General features: G+C 60.6%; 16 protein-coding genes and 1 tRNA gene. 5 read left to right on the top strand and 12 right to left on the bottom strand.

Annotated features, from left to right (window positions below):
- Window positions 1-95: 95 nt before the first annotated feature.
- Together EXW71_RS18305 and EXW71_RS18300 are read left to right on the top strand one after the other, a co-directional pair.
- Window positions 96-1259, top strand: a complete 1164-nt coding sequence (locus EXW71_RS18305) for an MFS transporter (RefSeq protein WP_134657963.1) — start codon at window positions 96-98, stop codon at window positions 1257-1259.
- Window positions 1256-2449, top strand: coding sequence for an MFS transporter (locus EXW71_RS18300; protein ID WP_134657961.1), 1194 nt, complete (start codon window positions 1256-1258; stop codon window positions 2447-2449). The genes EXW71_RS18305 and EXW71_RS18300 overlap by 4 nt, the downstream gene beginning before the upstream one ends.
- Before the next feature lie 158 nt (window positions 2450-2607).
- On the opposite strand, the gene EXW71_RS18295 is transcribed toward EXW71_RS18300, so the two are convergent.
- The 5 genes from EXW71_RS18295 to EXW71_RS18275 all read right to left on the bottom strand — a co-directional run bounded on the left by EXW71_RS18295 (window position 2608) and on the right by EXW71_RS18275 (window position 6699).
- Window positions 2608-2681 (bottom strand) — tRNA-Gly (locus tag EXW71_RS18295).
- A 218-nt stretch (window positions 2682-2899) separates the two neighbouring features.
- A complete protein-coding gene (locus tag EXW71_RS18290; protein ID WP_123715011.1) occupies window positions 2900-3784 on the bottom strand; it encodes an alpha/beta fold hydrolase in 885 nt (294 codons plus the stop codon).
- Window positions 3785-4089: 305 nt separating this feature from the next.
- Window positions 4090-4782: a 16S rRNA pseudouridine(516) synthase gene (locus EXW71_RS18285; protein ID WP_134657960.1), complete on the bottom strand. Its 693-nt coding sequence runs from the start codon at window positions 4780-4782 to the stop codon at window positions 4090-4092.
- A complete protein-coding gene (locus EXW71_RS18280; protein WP_134657959.1) occupies window positions 4782-4994 on the bottom strand; it encodes a cysteine-rich CWC family protein in 213 nt (70 codons plus the stop codon). The genes EXW71_RS18285 and EXW71_RS18280 overlap by 1 nt, the downstream gene beginning before the upstream one ends.
- Before the next feature lie 82 nt (window positions 4995-5076).
- Entirely contained in the window at window positions 5077-6699 is a 1623-nt protein-coding gene (locus tag EXW71_RS18275; RefSeq protein ID WP_134657958.1) for a methyl-accepting chemotaxis protein, read from the bottom strand.
- 260 nt (window positions 6700-6959) lie between these two features.
- Here EXW71_RS18275 and EXW71_RS18270 point away from each other — a divergent pair, with 260 nt between their 5' ends.
- Together EXW71_RS18270 and EXW71_RS18265 are read left to right on the top strand one after the other, a co-directional pair.
- Complete coding sequence (locus EXW71_RS18270) at window positions 6960-7316, top strand: hypothetical protein (RefSeq protein WP_134657957.1); 357 nt, start codon at window positions 6960-6962, stop codon at window positions 7314-7316.
- A 146-nt stretch (window positions 7317-7462) separates the two neighbouring features.
- Complete coding sequence (locus EXW71_RS18265) at window positions 7463-7909, top strand: DUF3757 domain-containing protein (protein WP_256657094.1); 447 nt, start codon at window positions 7463-7465, stop codon at window positions 7907-7909.
- 4 nt (window positions 7910-7913) lie between these two features.
- Here EXW71_RS18265 and EXW71_RS18260 read toward each other — a convergent pair whose 3' ends face one another.
- Complete coding sequence (locus EXW71_RS18260) at window positions 7914-9026, bottom strand: enoyl-CoA hydratase/isomerase family protein (protein ID WP_134657956.1); 1113 nt, start codon at window positions 9024-9026, stop codon at window positions 7914-7916.
- 134 nt (window positions 9027-9160) lie between these two features.
- On the opposite strand from EXW71_RS18260, the gene ung reads away from it, so the two are divergent.
- Window positions 9161-9853 (top strand): uracil-DNA glycosylase, encoded by a 693-nt coding sequence (gene ung / locus EXW71_RS18255; RefSeq protein WP_134657955.1) that lies wholly within the window; start codon window positions 9161-9163, stop codon window positions 9851-9853.
- Between the two features lie 18 nt (window positions 9854-9871).
- Here the strand turns inward: ung and EXW71_RS18250 are convergent, their stop codons facing one another.
- The 6 genes from EXW71_RS18250 to EXW71_RS18225 form a co-directional block, all read right to left on the bottom strand.
- Window positions 9872-10810, bottom strand: a complete 939-nt coding sequence (locus tag EXW71_RS18250; RefSeq protein ID WP_134657954.1) for a YncE family protein — start codon at window positions 10808-10810, stop codon at window positions 9872-9874.
- 104 nt (window positions 10811-10914) lie between these two features.
- Complete coding sequence (locus EXW71_RS18245; protein ID WP_134657953.1) at window positions 10915-11943, bottom strand: AbrB family transcriptional regulator; 1029 nt, start codon at window positions 11941-11943, stop codon at window positions 10915-10917.
- Window positions 11936-13450 (bottom strand): tripartite tricarboxylate transporter permease, encoded by a 1515-nt coding sequence (locus EXW71_RS18240; RefSeq protein WP_123715019.1) that lies wholly within the window; start codon window positions 13448-13450, stop codon window positions 11936-11938. The genes EXW71_RS18245 and EXW71_RS18240 overlap by 8 nt, the downstream gene beginning before the upstream one ends.
- Window position 13451: 1 nt before the next feature.
- Window positions 13452-13910 (bottom strand): tripartite tricarboxylate transporter TctB family protein, encoded by a 459-nt coding sequence (locus EXW71_RS18235; protein ID WP_123715020.1) that lies wholly within the window; start codon window positions 13908-13910, stop codon window positions 13452-13454.
- 59 nt (window positions 13911-13969) lie between these two features.
- The gene (locus EXW71_RS18230) at window positions 13970-14950 is read right to left on the bottom strand and encodes a tripartite tricarboxylate transporter substrate binding protein (RefSeq protein ID WP_123715021.1); all 981 of its coding nucleotides are present in this window, start codon (window positions 14948-14950) and stop codon (window positions 13970-13972) included.
- A gap of 35 nt (window positions 14951-14985) precedes the next feature.
- On the bottom strand, window positions 14986-16275 hold the full coding sequence (locus tag EXW71_RS18225; RefSeq protein ID WP_134657952.1) for an OprD family porin: 1290 nt from the start codon (window positions 16273-16275) through the stop codon (window positions 14986-14988).
- Window positions 16276-16279 lie beyond the last annotated feature (4 nt).

Here is a 16279-nt window from a genome sequence, read left to right as displayed (position 1 = left end):
CCTGGTCCTTGGGTATTGATCGGTCGGAAATCGGTATTGGTCACGGTCCTGCCACCCATTCTATAAAGGCATTACAAAATAAACCGAGATGTTTCATGAAACCGCGCCTGCATTGTGCCCGCCTTGCCCTGTTTTTGTGTGGATGCGCGGCGTTTCTCAACCTCTATGCAACCCAGAGCATTCTCCAGACCTTTGCCACGCAGTTTCAGATCAGCGCCAGGGCGGCGGGGTGGAGCATCACGGTTACCACCCTGGCCGTGGCCGTCACCGCACCCTTCGTCAGCCGCCTGACCGGGCGTTTCGAACAGCGCACGGTGATCGCCGGGGCCGCGCTGTTGCTGGCGGTGCCGACGTTGATGACGGCTTATGCCGATAGCTTCGCCGACGTGCTGGTGTGGCGATTCGTCGAAGGCATGTTGATCCCGGTGGTGTTTGCCACCAGCGTGGCTTACATCGGTGATCGCTGGCAGGGGGGCACGGTGACTGAAGTCACCAGCCTCTATGTGGCGGGGACCGTGTTGGGCGGATTTGCCGGGCGCTTCGTTACGGGGGTCATAACCGAATATGTGGGCTGGCGCGAGGCCTTTGAATGGCTGGCGGTGCTGAGCTTGATGGTGGGCGGGTTTATCCAGTTTCTGCTGCCCGCCAATCGGCCACGGACGGCAATGCGGAGCGCGACGTCATCGGGGGTCTTTCGCCGACCATTGTTGGCGGCGTATGCCGTAGGTTTTTGCGTGTTGTTTTCACAGGTTGCGGCGTTTACCTACGTGGGTCTGTACCTCGGCTTACCGCCATACAATCTTGGACCCGCCGCCTTGGGCGCGCTCTATATGGTGTTCCTGCTGGCCTTGATCGTGATTCCCGTTGCAGGTCGCCTTAGCAAGGCCCGGCCCCATGCCGAACTGCTAAGCGTTGCCGTCGTGCTCGGCGTCACGGGCTCGGCACTGACCCTTTTGTCGCCCTTGTGGTGCATCGTGGCAGGCCTTGCCCTCAGTTCCACGGGAGTATTTCTCGCCCAGGCCGCCGCCAATGCCTTCACCACCGCCAGTGCCCATGACAGTAAGACTGTCGCCGTGGGCATCTACCTCACGTGTTATTACCTGGGCGGCAGTTGTGGCGCCATCATTCCTGCGGCGACCTGGGAACGCTGGGGCTGGCCCGGCTGCGTGAGCCTGATTATCGGTTTCCAGCTCCTCACCTTGCTGATCGCCCTGATTGGGTGGACGCCCCATCGGCCTGAACGGGTTCCAACACCATGAACGATACTGTCGCCCTGCCTGCCATTGAGAAATCCTCCCGCCGCCGCTCGCTCATCGCCGGTTGCGGCGCCCATGCCGTGCACGATGGCCTCACCGATGTCATCTACGTATTGCTGCCGATCTGGCAAACCCAGTTCGCGTTGTCCTACGCCCAGATCGGCCTGCTGCGAGGCGCTTACTCCGGGACGATGGCGGTGTTCCAACTCATGGCCAGTCGTGCCGCCAAGCGCTGGGGGCGCATGCCGATGCTGGTGGTGGGGACCGCGCTGGCAGGTGCCGCTTACCTGTTGGTCGGGCAAGCCACTGGCCTGGTCATGTTGCTGCTGGCGCTGCTGCTCGGCGGCCTGGGCGCCAGCACCCAACACCCGCTGGCGTCCTCGATGATCACTGACGCTTACGAGGAGGGTGGTGGCGTCAAGCAAGCGCTGTCCCAGTACAACTTCGCCGGCGACATCGGCAAAACACTGATTCCGGGGTTGGTCGGCCTGCTGCTCACCATTGTCAGTTGGCGCGCCAGTGCCTCACTGCTGGGCTTGCTGGGGCTGATGGCGGCGGGGCTGTTGTGGTGGATGATCCCAGGCCAACCCACTGCGCCCACTGCGAGTAAACAGACGAAGCCTCTCACCGGAGCGGGGTCCGCCGCAGGCCTGCGCGCACTGATCCTCACCGGCACTCTCGACAGCGCCGTGCGCATGGGGTTTCTGACCTTCCTGCCATTCCTGCTGCAAGCCAAAGGTGCCGGTACCGCCGGCATTGGCTTGGCGCTGACGATGCTGTTTATCGGCGGCGCATTCGGCAAACTCTTCTGCGGTTACCTCGGCGCCCGTCTTGGCATGATGAAAACCGTATGGCTGACGGAAACCAGCACCGCGCTGCTGATTGTCGCGGCGGTGTACTTGCCGTTGGCCGGGTTGATGGTGATGCTGCCGGTGCTCGGCATGGTACTCAATGGCACGTCTTCGGTGCTCTACGGCACTGTGCCGGACCTGGCAGGCGCGGCCAGGCGGGAGCAGGCGTTTGCGCTGTTCTATACCGGCACCATTGGTGGCGGAGCAGTGGCACCGGTGGTGTTCGGTGGCATAGGGGACGCATGGGGTGTGCCGATGGCAGTGATGCTGCTGGCGGGGTTGTTATGGGTGACGCTGCCGCTGGCGTGGGTGGTGCAGCGAGGCGTAGAGGAGAAAGTTTGACTGGTATTGCGCATGCGAAAGCAGGACCCGGGTGGACCCGATCGTACGCGGTGAGGGTTCACCGTCTCGCGAATTTTTGCAGAAGGGCTATTTCGTTTTGACGCTTTCTCGCTTTATTTCTCTGAGATGTCAGAGAAGTCAACGAGTCGGCAGAGAAGTGGAGCGGGTAGAGGGAATCGAACCCTCAACTAAAGCTTGGGAAGCTTTCGTTTTGCCACTAAACTATACCCGCTCAGAGCGGCTGACTTTGTACCAGATGTTCGCCGGGATTTGAAGTTTTTCTTCAAAAATGTGCAGGTTACGTAAGCCGACGACTGGATCCACTGTGGGAGCGAGCGTGCCTGTGGTGAGAGAGCTTGCTCCCGCTGGGGGCGACGCGCTCCTAAATAAAACAGTGGGGCTGCTTCGCACCCCAGCGCAAGCAAGCTTGCTCGCCACAGTGAGCCATATTCAAATCGCAAAGGCATGCTGCGTCTGGCCCTGTTGGTAGCGCAAGCGGCTGACCTGACGCTCTGGTTTGAGGAAACCCACCACCGCATCCCGGGCGTCCCGGCTTGCCGCCTTGTGCTCCATGTCCAGGAAATGCCCGGTCGCCTGAATGGTGCTGAAGCTGCTGTTCGCCACGTGTTGGCCGAACAACTTGGCATCCTGGGCGCTGGTGTATTCGTCCCATTCGCCGTTCAAGAACAGCACCGGAATATCGATCTGCCTGGCAGCCTTGAGGTAGCACAACCGGTCGCTGTTCAGCACATGGCTGATGTGAAAGTGCATCTGCCCATATTCATGCTCGGCCAGGCTGCTCACGTGCTTGTAGTTGAAGCGTTTGAACAGCGATGGCAAGTGTTTGCCAATGGTGCTGTTCACCAGGTTGCCGACGTTGTGGCGGTCGAGGTTGCCGAGGTAGTCAACGCCGCGCTCAAGGTAATCGCGCATGGGCGCGTTGATCACCGGAGAAAACGAGCTGATCACCGCTTTTTCCACGCGGCGGGGGCGGTGGGCAAGGGCGACCAGAGTGGCGGCACCGCCCCAGGAGAACGACAGCACGTGTTCGGCGGCGAAATGGTCGATGAGTTCCAGCAGTATCTGGCCTTCGACTTCTTTCGTCAGCATTTGCTCGTGACGGTTATGGATTTTGGAGCGGCCAGCGTAAGGCTGGTCGTACAAAACCACATTGAATTGCGGGTACAGGCTTTTCACGGTTTGGGCGAAAGATGCCGTGGTGGCCATGGAGCCGTTGACCAGGATGATGGTCTTGTCAGCAGCTTCCGCGCGATAGAACTCCGTGTAAACCCGATACTGACCCTGTATATCCAACACAGCGATTTCTGGCCTCATGTCATAAGACTCCTGGCAAGCGGGTAGGGCGCGCAGATCACTCTGCACGAGCTTTATGACAGGTAGGCATACGCCTGGAAAAATGAGGGCCCATGTCGATCCGGGGACGGCTGGTCGACGGGTGTTGTTAGGGCGGGCTGTTTGCCGGGAAGGCCCGTAGATCAAGCGCGGGCGGGGCAAAGTGTTTCTTGGAGGTTATAGGCGACTCATCAGTCATATTTCGGCTGACGGTTTGATTCAAGCATCTGATCCTTGAACTCGCAAGCCATAGAAATGGGTTTTTGCCACTACCGGCCGAACGGTCGTCATACCTGTCGGATTTCCTCCGCGGTCAGCGCGCGATACTGGCCCGGCGCGAGGGTTGCATCCAGCACCAGCGGGCCCATTCGCTCGCGATGCAGGCCGATCACCTTGTTATTGAAGTGTCCGAACATGCGCTTTACCTGATGGTAGCGCCCTTCAATGATGCTCAAGCGCGCGGTTCTGGCGCCGAGCAACGTCAATTCGGCCGGTTGGGTGGTGAGGTCTTCAAACGCAAAATACAGGCCCGCGGCGAAGGTCTGCGCGTATTGCGGGCCGATGTCCTGCTCGGTTTCCACGCGGTAGACCTTGGGCAGTTTGGTCTGCGGTTGCGTGAGGCGGCGCGACCACTGGCCGTCGTTGGTGATCAGCATCAGGCCGGTGGTGTTGAAATCCAGACGGCCGGCAATGTGCAATTCATGTTTGTCCGGCTCATCCAGTAAATCCAGTACGGTGGGGTGCTGCGGGTCCACCGTGGCGCTCACGCAACCCTGGGGCTTGTGCAGCATGAAGTAGCGCGCCGGTTTGCCGGCCTGCAGCACATCATCGTCAACGCATACGCGGCTGAATTCCCGCACCTCGTGATGAGGGTCGCTGACGACTACGCCATCGACCGACACACGGCGCTCAACCAGCAACAGGCGAACTTGTCGGCGATTGAAGCGCGAGAGGTTACTGAGGAAACGATCAACCCGCATTACTTAGGCTCAGCGCCACGCAACTGCTCGTCGAATTGGGCACAGCGCGGGCACAGGCAGGCCTTGTTACGCAATGGGTCGGGCAAGGCCTGGAGCACTGCCGGGTCGATGGTGACGCTGTAACACCAGCACGCCTGGTCGACCGTGCGAGGGTCCGCCAGGGAGCAGTTGTTGCGGGCGCCGCAGGCAGGGCAGAGTGCTGGTGTGGTCATGGGCAGGTTCGGGCTGGATCGGACAAGTTTCCGGAGAATCCCGGTGCCTTGTACGATACAGGGCCGACCCTGCGCATGCTACTTAGAGCTGGAACTTGCTGACCAGGACGTTGAACGAGGTGGCCAGACGGGAGAGGTCCTGGCTGGAGGCGTTGGTCTGATGGGCGCCGGCGGCCGTCTGGGCAGACAGGTCCTGGATGTTCAGCAGGTTGCGGTCCACTTCGCGCGCTACCTGGGCCTGCTCCTCCGAGGCGGAGGCGATCACCAGATTGCGCTCATTGATCTTCGCCACGCTGGTAGTGATCCGTTGCAACGCTTCGCCGGCGTTATTCGCCAGGGCCTGGGTGTTGTTGGCCCAGGTCAGGCTCTTGGTCATCGCCGCCACGGCATTGTCGGCGCCGGTCTGCACTTCACCAATCATCTTTTCGATGTCGACCGTGGACGTCTGGGTGCGGTGCGCCAGCGCCCTTACTTCATCGGCGACCACCGCGAAACCACGCCCCTGCTCACCCGCACGCGCCGCTTCAATGGCGGCGTTAAGGGCCAGCAGGTTAGTCTGCTCGGCAATGCCGCGAATCACATCGATCACCTTGCCGATTTCCCGCACCTGGCCGGCGAGATCTGCAACCGATTGCGTGGAGCCGTTGATCTCATCCACCATTGAATTCATGCCGGACACCGCCTGTTCCACTTGCTGGCGGCCCTCTTCGGCCTCGGTGGTGGCCTGACGCGAGACTTCAGAAGTCGAAACCGCGTTGCTGGCCACTTCGTCCACTGCAGCGGTCATCTGGTTGACGGCGGTGGCGGCTTGTTGAATCTCATCATTCTGGCGCGTCAGGCCACGGCTGCTTTCATCGGTGACCGCACTCAGTTCTTCGGCTGCCGATGCGAGCTGGTCGGACGCGTTGGCGATCTCCACGAGGGTGTTTTTCAGGCCGCTCTGCATATCCGACAACGCCATCAGCAGTTGCCCGGCTTCGTCGGTGCGTTCGGTGATGATGGCCTGGGTCAGGTCACCCTGGGCGATGCGTTGTGCGCTTTCCACGGCCTGAGCGATGGGGCGTGTGATCAGGCGTGTGATCAACACACCGATGATGATTGCAATGATGAACGCCAGCACAATGCCGCCGATCATCCACGTCAATGCACTGTCGCGCAGCTCATCGGCAGCGATCGCGCCTTCCTTGATCTGGCGGTTATTGGACTCGACCATGACGCGGATCAGCTCCCGTGCCTGACGGAACAGTTCGTTGTTGGTGGTATTGAGCTGGGTACGCGCTTGATCGATCTGGCCACCGTCGAGCAGAGAAACAATGCGTTCGGAGCTGCTGACATAGGCGGGCCAGATCTTGTCGAGCTTATCGCCCGCTGCCCGTTCGTCATCTTCCAGCGGCGTTGCGCGGTAGGTCGCGTAGGAGGCCTGGCTGCGCTTGAGTTCCTGGGCGATATCCTGGCGCACGCGGTCGCGGTCTTGCGGCGCAACATCGCCTTTGCTGGCGTCCATCAAGCGGTACATGCCGCGGTTATGGGCCGTCAGGCCGCTGAGGGTGGCGGCCGTATTGCTCACGGAAACCAGGTTGTTGGAGAACGTCAGCTCCAATGCCGTGGAGAGGCGGACCACCCCTTTGATGCCCAGCAGGCCCACCCCCAGGGTGACCAGCGCACAGAGTAAAAATGAAAGCAGCAATTTGGTTGAGATTTTCATGGGCAAGTCCGGAAAGGGTAGCGAAGGGGCACGCTAGAGCCTCCCTGGCCCTTTGCGATGTCATAGTGACATCATTGCAATTGCCAAAGTTGCCTGCCAAACAAATTTACTTAATCGATTAAGCTCGCGCAGATGTATAAAACTGTTGCAAGAGCGCACCAGTTTCCGTTTTTGATGTCAGATATTTCGTCATTCAGCGAAAGCTGGATGCCGCCCCCCAGCGTCGCTGGAGGCGCTCTTTCGCGGTCCAGGAGGCCGCCATGTATCGACGACTGCTGCTCACCGTTTTACTCGGCCTGACCTTGTCAGCTTGCGTGCCTTACTACGAGGGAGGCGGCACCTACTACCGCTCTGAAGTCTACACCGCACCGGCGCCAGCCTATTACTACGGCGGTCCTACCTATTACCCGTACGGGCGCGGCTATTACGCACCTTCACCACGCTACTATTCGGCGCCACGGTATTACTCGTCTCCACGCTACTATCAACCGACACCGCGGTATTACCCACGGCCCGGTTACCGACCCTATCAAAATCAGGACTGGGGCAATCGCTGGGGGAATGGCGGTCACGGGCGCGGTTCCGATCATGGCGGAGGACGCGGCGGTCATCGTTGATAGGCCCGAAGAAACGGCGCATGAGGCGCCGTTTTTTTATACGTGGCGTTCATAAAAACTGTCAAAATTAACAGCTATATTTTGGGGCCAAAATGGATTTCACTGCATAAAAGCCGTTGTGCTTTTCCAGTAGAGCGACCAGTCGAATGAGCCTCTCAATATTCAAACAGCGGATAGCCCTGCTCCTGCTGATGCTCAGCGCAATTGGCCAGGTGCAGGCTGAGCAAGGATGCCCTTATCCCTCCATGATCCGGTACGTTGACGGGCATTTTAAAAGTGCCGACAAACAGTTGCTGTGGCTGAGTCCGAAGGTCGAAGTCCGCGATTTTATCGATCTGTTCATCGGCGCAATCTTCATGCCGGGCAGCGGACAAGAGCGGGAAAACGGTTTCATGGACAAATGTCTCTATCGCACCAGTAGCGGCAACCTGGTCGCCTTGAGACCGGCCATGGGCGACCTTGTCACTAACATGTCATTGAGCAGTACGCTGTATTGGCAACCTGACATAGGCCCGTTCAACCAACCGGTTTTCCTGTGCCAGGACAGCCAGCCCGACAACTGCGCGTTCAGGGTCAACGGCCGGCTGCAGTGATCTTTCAGTAGTCGGACAAATCCGCCAGAGGGTGACGACCTTCCCAGGCTTTGTTGAAGTGTGCCTGGACCACCGCGTCTGGAATCGCGTCGATAGCCGGCCAGTGCCAATGGGGGGCCTGGTCTTTATCAATCAAGCGTGCCCGTACGCCTTCGGCAAATTCGGGATGACGGCAGCAATTGAGGCTCAAGGTGTACTCCACCTGGAACACCTGAGCCAGCGACAGATGACGGGCGCGCCGCAGATGCTCCCAGACCAGGTGCGCGGTCAGCGGGCAGCCTTCGCTGAGGGTCTTGCCGGCGCGGTTCAACAGCGGGTCGCTGTGGTCGCGCAGCAGACTCAAGGCGCGCCAGGCGCAACTGACGTCACCGACGTCCAACCACTCGTCGATCTGCGCACGGCGCGGCAGCCATTGCGCTTCGGGCTGCTGGCCAAGCGCTTCCTGGCTCAGGGCCTTGAGCAGGCTGTTGAGCTGTTTCGCGGTCTGCTCCTGCCAGTTCAGGCGCAGCAGGCCGTCGATCAGTTGCTCTTGTTGATCGTCGCGCAGGAAACGGTCTGCCAGGCCCATGTCCAGGGCATCCCGACCGTTGATATGGGCGCCGGTGAGACCGAGGAACAAACCCAACTTGCCGGGCAGACGCGAGAGGAACCAGCCGGCGCCCACATCCGGGTACAGGCCGATGCTGATTTCGGGCATGGCCAGGCGGCTGCTTGGCGTCACGATGCGCACCGCCGCGCTTTGCAGCAACCCCATGCCGCCGCCGAGCACGTAACCGTGGCCCCAGCAGATCAGCGGCTTGGGGTAAGTGTGCAGGCGATAGTCGAGACGATATTCCGCTGCAAAAAACTGCGCGGCGAGGGTTGGCACCACGCCGGTTTGTTCACGACAGGCCTGCGCCAGGCTGCGTACTTCTCCACCGGCGCAGAAGGCTTTGGGGCCGTTGCCGCGCAGCAGCACGCAGACGATATGCGGGTCTTTGGCCCAGGCCTCCAGGCGTTCGCTCAGGGCCAGGATCATTGGCAAGGAGAGGGCGTTCAGGGATTTTTCCGCGTCCAGGCTGGCAATGCCCAGGCGCGTACCGTCGCTGCAGGTCAGCTCTTCAAAGTGCAGGTTCATCGTGACCTCAATCGATACGTTGAAGGATCAGTATGATCGCTGGGCGGGAAAGTGTCGGTGGTGTGTCAGATCAATTGACAAGCGGGGTGCGCTTTCCTAGGGTTCGCCCATTCTTTTTACAAGACGACTCAATCATGACTGATGGCGACCGTATCAAACTCGAACCCAGCTGGAAACACGCCCTGCGGGATGAGTTCGACAAACCGTACATGGCCCAGTTGCGCGAGTTTCTGCGCCAGGAGCATGCCGCCGGCAAGGAGATCTACCCGCCAGGCCCGCTGATTTTCAATGCGCTCAATTCCACGCCGCTCGACAAGGTCAAGGTAGTGATCCTCGGCCAGGACCCGTATCACGGGCCCGGTCAGGCCCATGGCCTGTGCTTCTCGGTGCAGCCGGGCGTGCCGACGCCGCCGTCGCTGGTCAACATTTATAAAGAGCTCAAGCGCGACCTGAACATCGACATCCCCAACCACGGCTGCCTGCAGAGCTGGGCCAACCAGGGCGTGCTGCTGCTCAACACCACCATGACCGTAGAGCGCGCCAATGCCAACGCCCATGCGGGCAAGGGCTGGCAGTTCTTTACCGACCGCATTATCGAAGTGGTCAGCGAGCATCAGCCGCATCTGGTGTTCCTGCTGTGGGGCGCGCATGCCCAGAGCAAGCAGAAGCTGATCGACGCCACCAAGCACCTGGTGCTGACCTCGGTACACCCGTCGCCGTTGTCGGCGTATCGCGGGTTCCTGGGATGCGGGCACTTCAGCCGTGCCAACAAATTCCTCGAGCAAAATGGAGAAACGCCGATTGAGTGGCGATTGCCTCCAATCTGAACCCGGAGCGGCCTGGGCTTAAAGCCTTACTCGAGCAATGGTGTTGTCGCCGCTGTTGGCGACATAGGCCATACGGCCATCACTGGTGCTGGAAATCCCCATGGGCCTGTTGAACCCCTCGAAGGTGCCGATGACGCTTTCGCTGGTGGTATCGAGGATACTGACCCGGTGACCTTGGGTTTCCGTGACGTAGGCCAGCCCGCGCATGCTATTGAACGTGATATCCCATGGCTGCAGCAGGTTGCTCAGGATTCGGCTTTGTCGGTTAGTGGTGGTGTCGCCTATGTAAATCTGATTGGCGCTCGGGTAAAGGATGTAGATGCGTGCGATGTAAGTTGCATGAGCGATAGTGGAGGGCTGGCTGGGAACTTGTGTATTGACGGTACTCACCAAACGATTGGTCCCCAGATGGACCGTGAACCAACTCGCGAACCCGTTGGCCAGGTGGGCTCGTGCATTCCCTGGTGCGATTGTGACGATGTCGGGCGCAGCGTTGAATCTCAGTTTTACGCGTTGCTGAGGATTGCTGATTTCAATGATATCCAGCTCGCCGGCGCGGTCTGGAGCATAAAGCCGCAACCCACTCGAGCTAATCGCAATGCCGTTGATGGAGATAAAGCCGCTCAACGTGTCGAGTACGTCAAAGGTAGTGGTACTGATCACCATGATGACAGGATTACCGGGGCGGTTCGCATAGCTGATATAGAGCCATGGGCGCGTCGGGTGCAGGACCAGCCAGAGTGGAGCTCCGTGACCTTCAACCGTGTGGATGATGGCATTGCTTGCAGTATCGATGATCGTCACTGACTCACCGTTAGTGCTGGCAACATATAGACGTGTTCCGTCCACGTTGACCAATAGGCGGCTTGGTGTGTCGGTAAGGTGTATGACACCGATAATGCCTTCAGGCTCCACGTCGTCGTTTTGCTGCTGAGTGGGGTTGACGGTACGTTTCATAACCACTTCCTTTAATGGACCAGGCGGTTGGGTTGATTGAAACGATGGCACATCAGTATCGCTAGCTGTGAGAATTGACAGTTCCGACGAATGGCTGTGGCCTGTCAGGGAAGGCGATCCCACCGCCTGAACAACGGCTCTGCCAGAAACAACACAAACAACAACCGCATCACCTGCATCGCCGTCACCAAGGGCACCGACAGTTGCAGGGTTTCGGCCGTCAGGCTCATTTCGGCAATGCCGCCGGGCATCATGCCCAAGGTCAGTGAGCGCAGGTCAAGGCCAGTCAACGCGCTCAAACCCACTGCAGCGACGGTCGCCAATGCCATGGTCAAGGCCGTGCCGATCAAGGTACGCCCAATGAACGAGGGCGCGCGGCGGAAGAACTGCCGGTTGAAGTGGCAACCCAGGCCGCTGCCGATCAGCCATTGGCCGATCTGGCTGCCGCCGTCGGGCAGGCCGATATGCAAGTCCCACACAACACTGGCGGTGGCGGTCACCAGCAACGGCCCGAACAGCCACGGGTTCGGCTGGCGCAAACGCTGCCAGCCCCAGGCCATCAGCGCGCCAATCGGAAACAGCACCAGTAACCAGGGCCAGCTCACCGGCGCCGGATGAAACTGTGGCGTGCCACCCTCCAGCACATATTTGAAGATCGCCGGTACACACAGCACCACCACCAGTACCCGCAAGCTCTGCCCGGCCGCGACCCGGCTGAGTACCGCGCCGTTGCGTGCGCCGAGGTTGACCATCTCACCGGAGCCGCCCGGCATGCTGGAGAAAAACGCGGTGGCGCGGTCTTCGCCGCTGCGGCGCATCAACCACACGCCCACGATGCTCGACAGGCTGGTGACCAACGCGCCGAAGAAGATCAGCCCGAAGTGGCTCATCACCTGTTCGATCACCACCGGGGTGAAGTGCAGGCCGATGCCTATGCCGACCACCCATTGGCCGCATTTGCGCCCTCCGGGGATCTCCGCCAGTTGCCACGGTGTAAGGCAGCGCACCAGGATGATCGCCAGCAGCGAGCCGACCATATACGGCAAAGGCCAGCCGACGAGGCTGGCCAGGTAACCGCCGGCCAGGCCGACCAGCGGTGTTCCCCACCAATGTTTAAAGGTGGCTTCAGACATCGGCCACGGCGCGACGCTGCAGCGCCCGTTTACGGTAGATACGCACCAGCGGGAAGGCCAGCATCAGCGCAGTCAGCACCCACACACCGAAGGTGATCGGGCTCGACCAGAGGATATCCAGCGCCCCGTTGGAGATCGACAGCGCGCGGCGCAGGTTCTGTTCCATCAGGCCGCCGAGGATAAAACCCAGCAGTACGGGCGACAGCGGGAAGTCGAGCTTGCGCAGGATGTAGCCGAAGATACCGATACCGATCATCAGGAAGAGATCGAACGTGGTGGCATGCACGGCGTACACACCGATCGCGGTGATAATGGCGATCACGGGCACCAGCGCCCAGTTCGGTACGGCGAGGATGCGCGTGAAGATGCGGATCATCGGGATGTTGAGGATCACCAGCATGATATTGGCGATAAACAACGACGCGATCAGGCCCCAGACGATGTCGGGTTGCTGTTGGAACAGCAGCGGGCCCGGGGTGATGTTATACAGCGACAGGGCGCCGATCATCACCGCCGTGGTGCCCGAACCGGGTACGCCCAGGGTCAGCATCGGCACCAGGGCGCCGCAGGCGGAGGCGCCGATGGCGGTTTCCGGGGCCGCGAGGCCGCGCATGTCACCCTGGCCGAACTTGCCGCCGGCACCGGCCATGCGTTTTTCGGTCATGTAGGCAACGGCGGACGCCAAGGTGGCACCGGCACCGGGCAGCACGCCCATGATGAAACCGAGCAAGCCGCAACGGATATTCACCGCGAACACCGCACCGGCTTCCTTGAGGTTGAATAGCATGCGCCCGGTGGCTTTGACCGCTTCCTGACCACGGTGGGTTTTTTCCAGCAACAACAGGATCTCGCTGATGGAGAACAGGCCGAGCACCAGCACCACGAACTGGATGCCGTCGGTGAGGTGGATGTTGTCGCCGGTAAAGCGGTACACGCCGCTGTTGGCGTCGATGCCTACCGCCGAGAGGAACAGGCCGATCAGCGCCGCGACAAAGGTTTTCAACGGTTTGTCACCGGCCATGCCGCCGAGGCAGACAATCGCAAACACCATCAGTACGAAATATTCCGCCGGGCCGAAGGCAATCGCCCATTTGGCCAGCAGCGGTGCGAACAACACCATGCCGCAGGTAGCGATGAACGCACCGATGAACGAACTCCAGGCGGACAACGACAACGCCACACCGGCAAGGCCTTTGCGGGCCATCGGATAACCGTCGAGGGTGGTCATCACGGTAGAGGCTTCGCCCGGGATGTTGAGCAGGATCGAGCTGATACGCCCGCCGTATTCGCAACCCAGGTACACGGCGGCCAGCAGGATCAACGCCGACTCGGGCGGCAGGCCCAGGGCGAAAGCGATGGGGATCAACAGCGCCACGCCGTTGATCGGGCCCAGGCCCGGCAACAGGCCGACCACGGTGCCGATCAGAGTGCCGCACAGCGCGGTCACCAGGTTGTAGGGGCTCAGCGCGACGCCGAAGCCTTGGCCCAAATAGCCGAAAGTATCCATATCAGTTCTCCAGAACGTCGAGCAGACCGAGGGGCAGCGGTACGTCCATGGCTTTATCGAACAACAGATAAAGGCCGACGCTCATCAAGGTGATGATCACCGCACCGGGCAACCAGCGGCCGCCATACAGCCGTGCCATCGGAATACCGATCAACATGCTGCTGAGGATGAAACCCAGGGATTCGAAGGTGCCGGCAAAGACCAGCAACAGGGCCACGCAGATACCGATCTTGATCAGCGTCTGGCGGTCCAGCGCAGGTTCTTCTTCCGTGTGTTTGGTCGGCTGTGGGCGAAACAGCATGTAGAGCAGGCCCAGGCTCATCAGCCCGAGCATCAGCAGCGGGTAGGCCCGCGGCCCGACCGGCTCGTAGGAAAACGACGCCTGATACGGCCACGCCATCAGCGCCAGGCCGGCGCAGACCAGCAGCATCACCGAGGCGAAAATGCGTTGTAAGAGCATGTGGAACTCCTGGGCCGTGCCCTCGTTCATGAGGGCACGGCCGTGCAAAAGAGGGGCGATTACTGGATCAGGCCGAACTCTTTGGCCAGCACTTTGTAGTCAGCCACCTGTTTCTTCACGTAGGTGTCCAGCTCCGGGCCGGTCATGGCGAACGGGAACAGCTCGCGCTGGTCACGCAGCTTGGCGAACTCTTCGGAGGCCAGCAGTTTGTCGAAGGCCTCCTTCCACCAGGCGTAGTCGGCATCGCTGACTTTTGGCCCGAGGTAGAAGCCACGTACTACCGGCCAGACAATGTCGTAGCCTTGCTCTTTGGCGGTCGGAATGTTCTTCATTTCCGGCTCGTCCAGGCGCTGCTCGGAGAACACCGCCAGCAGTCGCATGTCGCCGCTCAAGATGTGCGGCATGGAGTCGGAGATGTCGGTACTACCCACCTGAATGTGACCACCGAGCAGGGCCGTGGCGATTTCGCCGCCGCCTTCGAGTGCCACATAACGCAGCTCGCGCGGGTTGATCCCGGCGGCCTTGGCGATCAGCGCGGTTTGCATCCAGTCCTGGCTGCCGACGGTGCCGCCGGAACCGATGACCACGCTGCCCGGGTCTTTCTTCAGGGCTTTGACCAGATCATCGAGGGTCTTGTAGGGCGAATCGCTTTTCACTGCGATGGCTCCGTAGCTGGTGCCCACCGCCGCCAGCCAACGCACGGCACTCTCATCGAAGCGACCGAACTTGCCTTGCGCCAGGTTCAACAGCGAACCGCTGGACCAGGCGACCAGCGTACCGGCATCTGCAGGGCGCTGGGCCACCACCGCGTTGTAGGCGACCGCGCCCACGCCGCCGGGCATGTAGGTCACGCGCATGGGTTTGCTCAGCAGCTTTTCGTTGACCAGCGCGCTTTGCGCCAATTTGCAGGTCAGGTCAAAACCGCCACCGGGGGAAGCCGGGGCGATACATTCCGGGCGTTTGGGTTCGTCGGCCAGCAGTTGACCGGCGAACAGCATGCAGCCGGCGGCAAGGGCCAATTTACGCAATGAAAAGGTCATGGGTATCTCCGTCTTTGTTGTTATGAGCTTTTTGACTACCAAAGCGCCACGCTGTAGCTGACCAGCAGGCGCACTTCATCCGCATCACGGGCCGAATAGTTGGAACGGTACGTGGCATTGCGCAGGCGCACGGCGACGTCCTTGAACGTGCCGCTTTGCACCACGTAGCGGATCTCGCTGTTGCGTTCCCACTCTTTGCCGGTCTCGCCGTTCCTGAGCTTGATATTGTCGCCCGACAGGTAACGACTCATGAAGCTCAGGCCGGGAATCCCCAGCTTGGCGAAGTCGTAGTCGTAGCGCGCCTGCCAGGAGCGTTCTTCGGCGCCGGCAAAGTCGTTGATCTGGACGAAGTTGACCAGGTACGGATCGCTGCCGTCCACGTAGGGAAAAGCGCTGTCGCCGGACATGTGCTGGTAACCGGCGCTGAGCTTATGGCCATTGAGGGCATAGCTGAACAGGCCGTTGAGGGAGGTGTTGTCGATTTTGCCGCCGCGGGCGGCGCCGGTGTCATCGCTGATGGCCAGGCGCAGGTCGGCGCCAAAGGTGCCGGGGCCCATCGGACGCGAGGCGACCAGGCCGAGGAAGTGCTGGCGGTAGACGTCATCCAGTTGGGCGAAGTGGTAGCTGCCGGTGATCTTGTCGGCGAATGTGTAGTCGACACCGCCGAAATTGAAGTGCTTGCCGGTGGCGCCACTGACGAAACGGCTGTTCTTATTGTTGAGGGCGATGTCTTCGTAGTCGGTGGAGTCGCGGTCCTTGGCTTTGTCCAGGCGGCCACCGGTGAACACAAGGTTCTTGAACTCCTTGGACGTCAACAGGCCGCCATTGAACGTCTGCGGCAGGATGCGACCGTCGTTGGGCTTGAGGATCGGCAGCTCGGGTATCAGTGCACCGATTTTCAGCTCGGTGGCGGAGATCTTCACTTTGCCGGTCAGGCCGAGCTTGGAGTACTCGTCGACCGCGCGACCGTCGTCGGTGGGCAACAGGCCAGTGCCGGTGCGGTCGGGACTGGAGTCGAGCTTGACCCCGAGCATGCCCAGCGCATCCACGCCAAAGCCGACGGTGCCGTCGGTGTAGCCCGATTGCAGGTTGAGCATGAAGCCCTGGGCCCATTCGTCACGCTTGGATTGCTGGGCGCTGGTGCCATCGCGAAAATCGCGGTTGAAATACATGTTGCGGGTTTCCAGGGTCGCGCTGCTGTCTTCGAAGAAGGCGGCCTGGCTGACCGGGGAAAAGCCGGCAAGGGCGGCGGCGCTGGTCAGGGCGGTTCGGGTCAGGCGGGAAAAACGCACAGGCGGGCGAGCCTGGGGCTGTGTCGACAGCATCGTT

Origin of the sequence: Pseudomonas sp. BCA17, assembly GCF_004519405.1 — a bacterium.
In the GTDB taxonomy this organism is placed as follows: Bacteria; Pseudomonadota; Gammaproteobacteria; order Pseudomonadales; family Pseudomonadaceae; genus Aquipseudomonas.
This window is presented reverse-complemented; position numbering and strand designations above follow the sequence as displayed.

What these genes read in the sequence shown, in the direction of transcription:
- EXW71_RS18305 (WP_134657963.1), top strand. Translation starts at nt 96, where the DNA reads ATGAAACCGCGCCTGCATTGTGCCCGCCTTGCCCTGTTTTTGTGTGGA.
- EXW71_RS18300 (WP_134657961.1), top strand. Translation starts at nt 1,256, where the DNA reads ATGAACGATACTGTCGCCCTGCCTGCCATTGAGAAATCCTCCCGCCGC.
- EXW71_RS18290 (WP_123715011.1), bottom strand. Translation starts at nt 3,784, where the DNA reads ATGAGGCCAGAAATCGCTGTGTTGGATATACAGGGTCAGTATCGGGTT.
- EXW71_RS18285 (WP_134657960.1), bottom strand. Translation starts at nt 4,782, where the DNA reads ATGCGGGTTGATCGTTTCCTCAGTAACCTCTCGCGCTTCAATCGCCGA.
- EXW71_RS18280 (WP_134657959.1), bottom strand. Translation starts at nt 4,994, where the DNA reads ATGACCACACCAGCACTCTGCCCTGCCTGCGGCGCCCGCAACAACTGC.
- EXW71_RS18275 (WP_134657958.1), bottom strand. Translation starts at nt 6,699, where the DNA reads ATGAAAATCTCAACCAAATTGCTGCTTTCATTTTTACTCTGTGCGCTG.
- EXW71_RS18270 (WP_134657957.1), top strand. Translation starts at nt 6,960, where the DNA reads ATGTATCGACGACTGCTGCTCACCGTTTTACTCGGCCTGACCTTGTCA.
- EXW71_RS18265 (WP_256657094.1), top strand. Translation starts at nt 7,463, where the DNA reads ATGAGCCTCTCAATATTCAAACAGCGGATAGCCCTGCTCCTGCTGATG.
- EXW71_RS18260 (WP_134657956.1), bottom strand. Translation starts at nt 9,026, where the DNA reads ATGAACCTGCACTTTGAAGAGCTGACCTGCAGCGACGGTACGCGCCTG.
- ung (WP_134657955.1), top strand. Translation starts at nt 9,161, where the DNA reads ATGACTGATGGCGACCGTATCAAACTCGAACCCAGCTGGAAACACGCC.
- EXW71_RS18250 (WP_134657954.1), bottom strand. Translation starts at nt 10,810, where the DNA reads ATGAAACGTACCGTCAACCCCACTCAGCAGCAAAACGACGACGTGGAG.
- EXW71_RS18245 (WP_134657953.1), bottom strand. Translation starts at nt 11,943, where the DNA reads ATGTCTGAAGCCACCTTTAAACATTGGTGGGGAACACCGCTGGTCGGC.
- EXW71_RS18240 (WP_123715019.1), bottom strand. Translation starts at nt 13,450, where the DNA reads ATGGATACTTTCGGCTATTTGGGCCAAGGCTTCGGCGTCGCGCTGAGC.
- EXW71_RS18235 (WP_123715020.1), bottom strand. Translation starts at nt 13,910, where the DNA reads ATGCTCTTACAACGCATTTTCGCCTCGGTGATGCTGCTGGTCTGCGCC.
- EXW71_RS18230 (WP_123715021.1), bottom strand. Translation starts at nt 14,950, where the DNA reads ATGACCTTTTCATTGCGTAAATTGGCCCTTGCCGCCGGCTGCATGCTG.
- EXW71_RS18225 (WP_134657952.1), bottom strand. Translation starts at nt 16,275, where the DNA reads ATGCTGTCGACACAGCCCCAGGCTCGCCCGCCTGTGCGTTTTTCCCGC.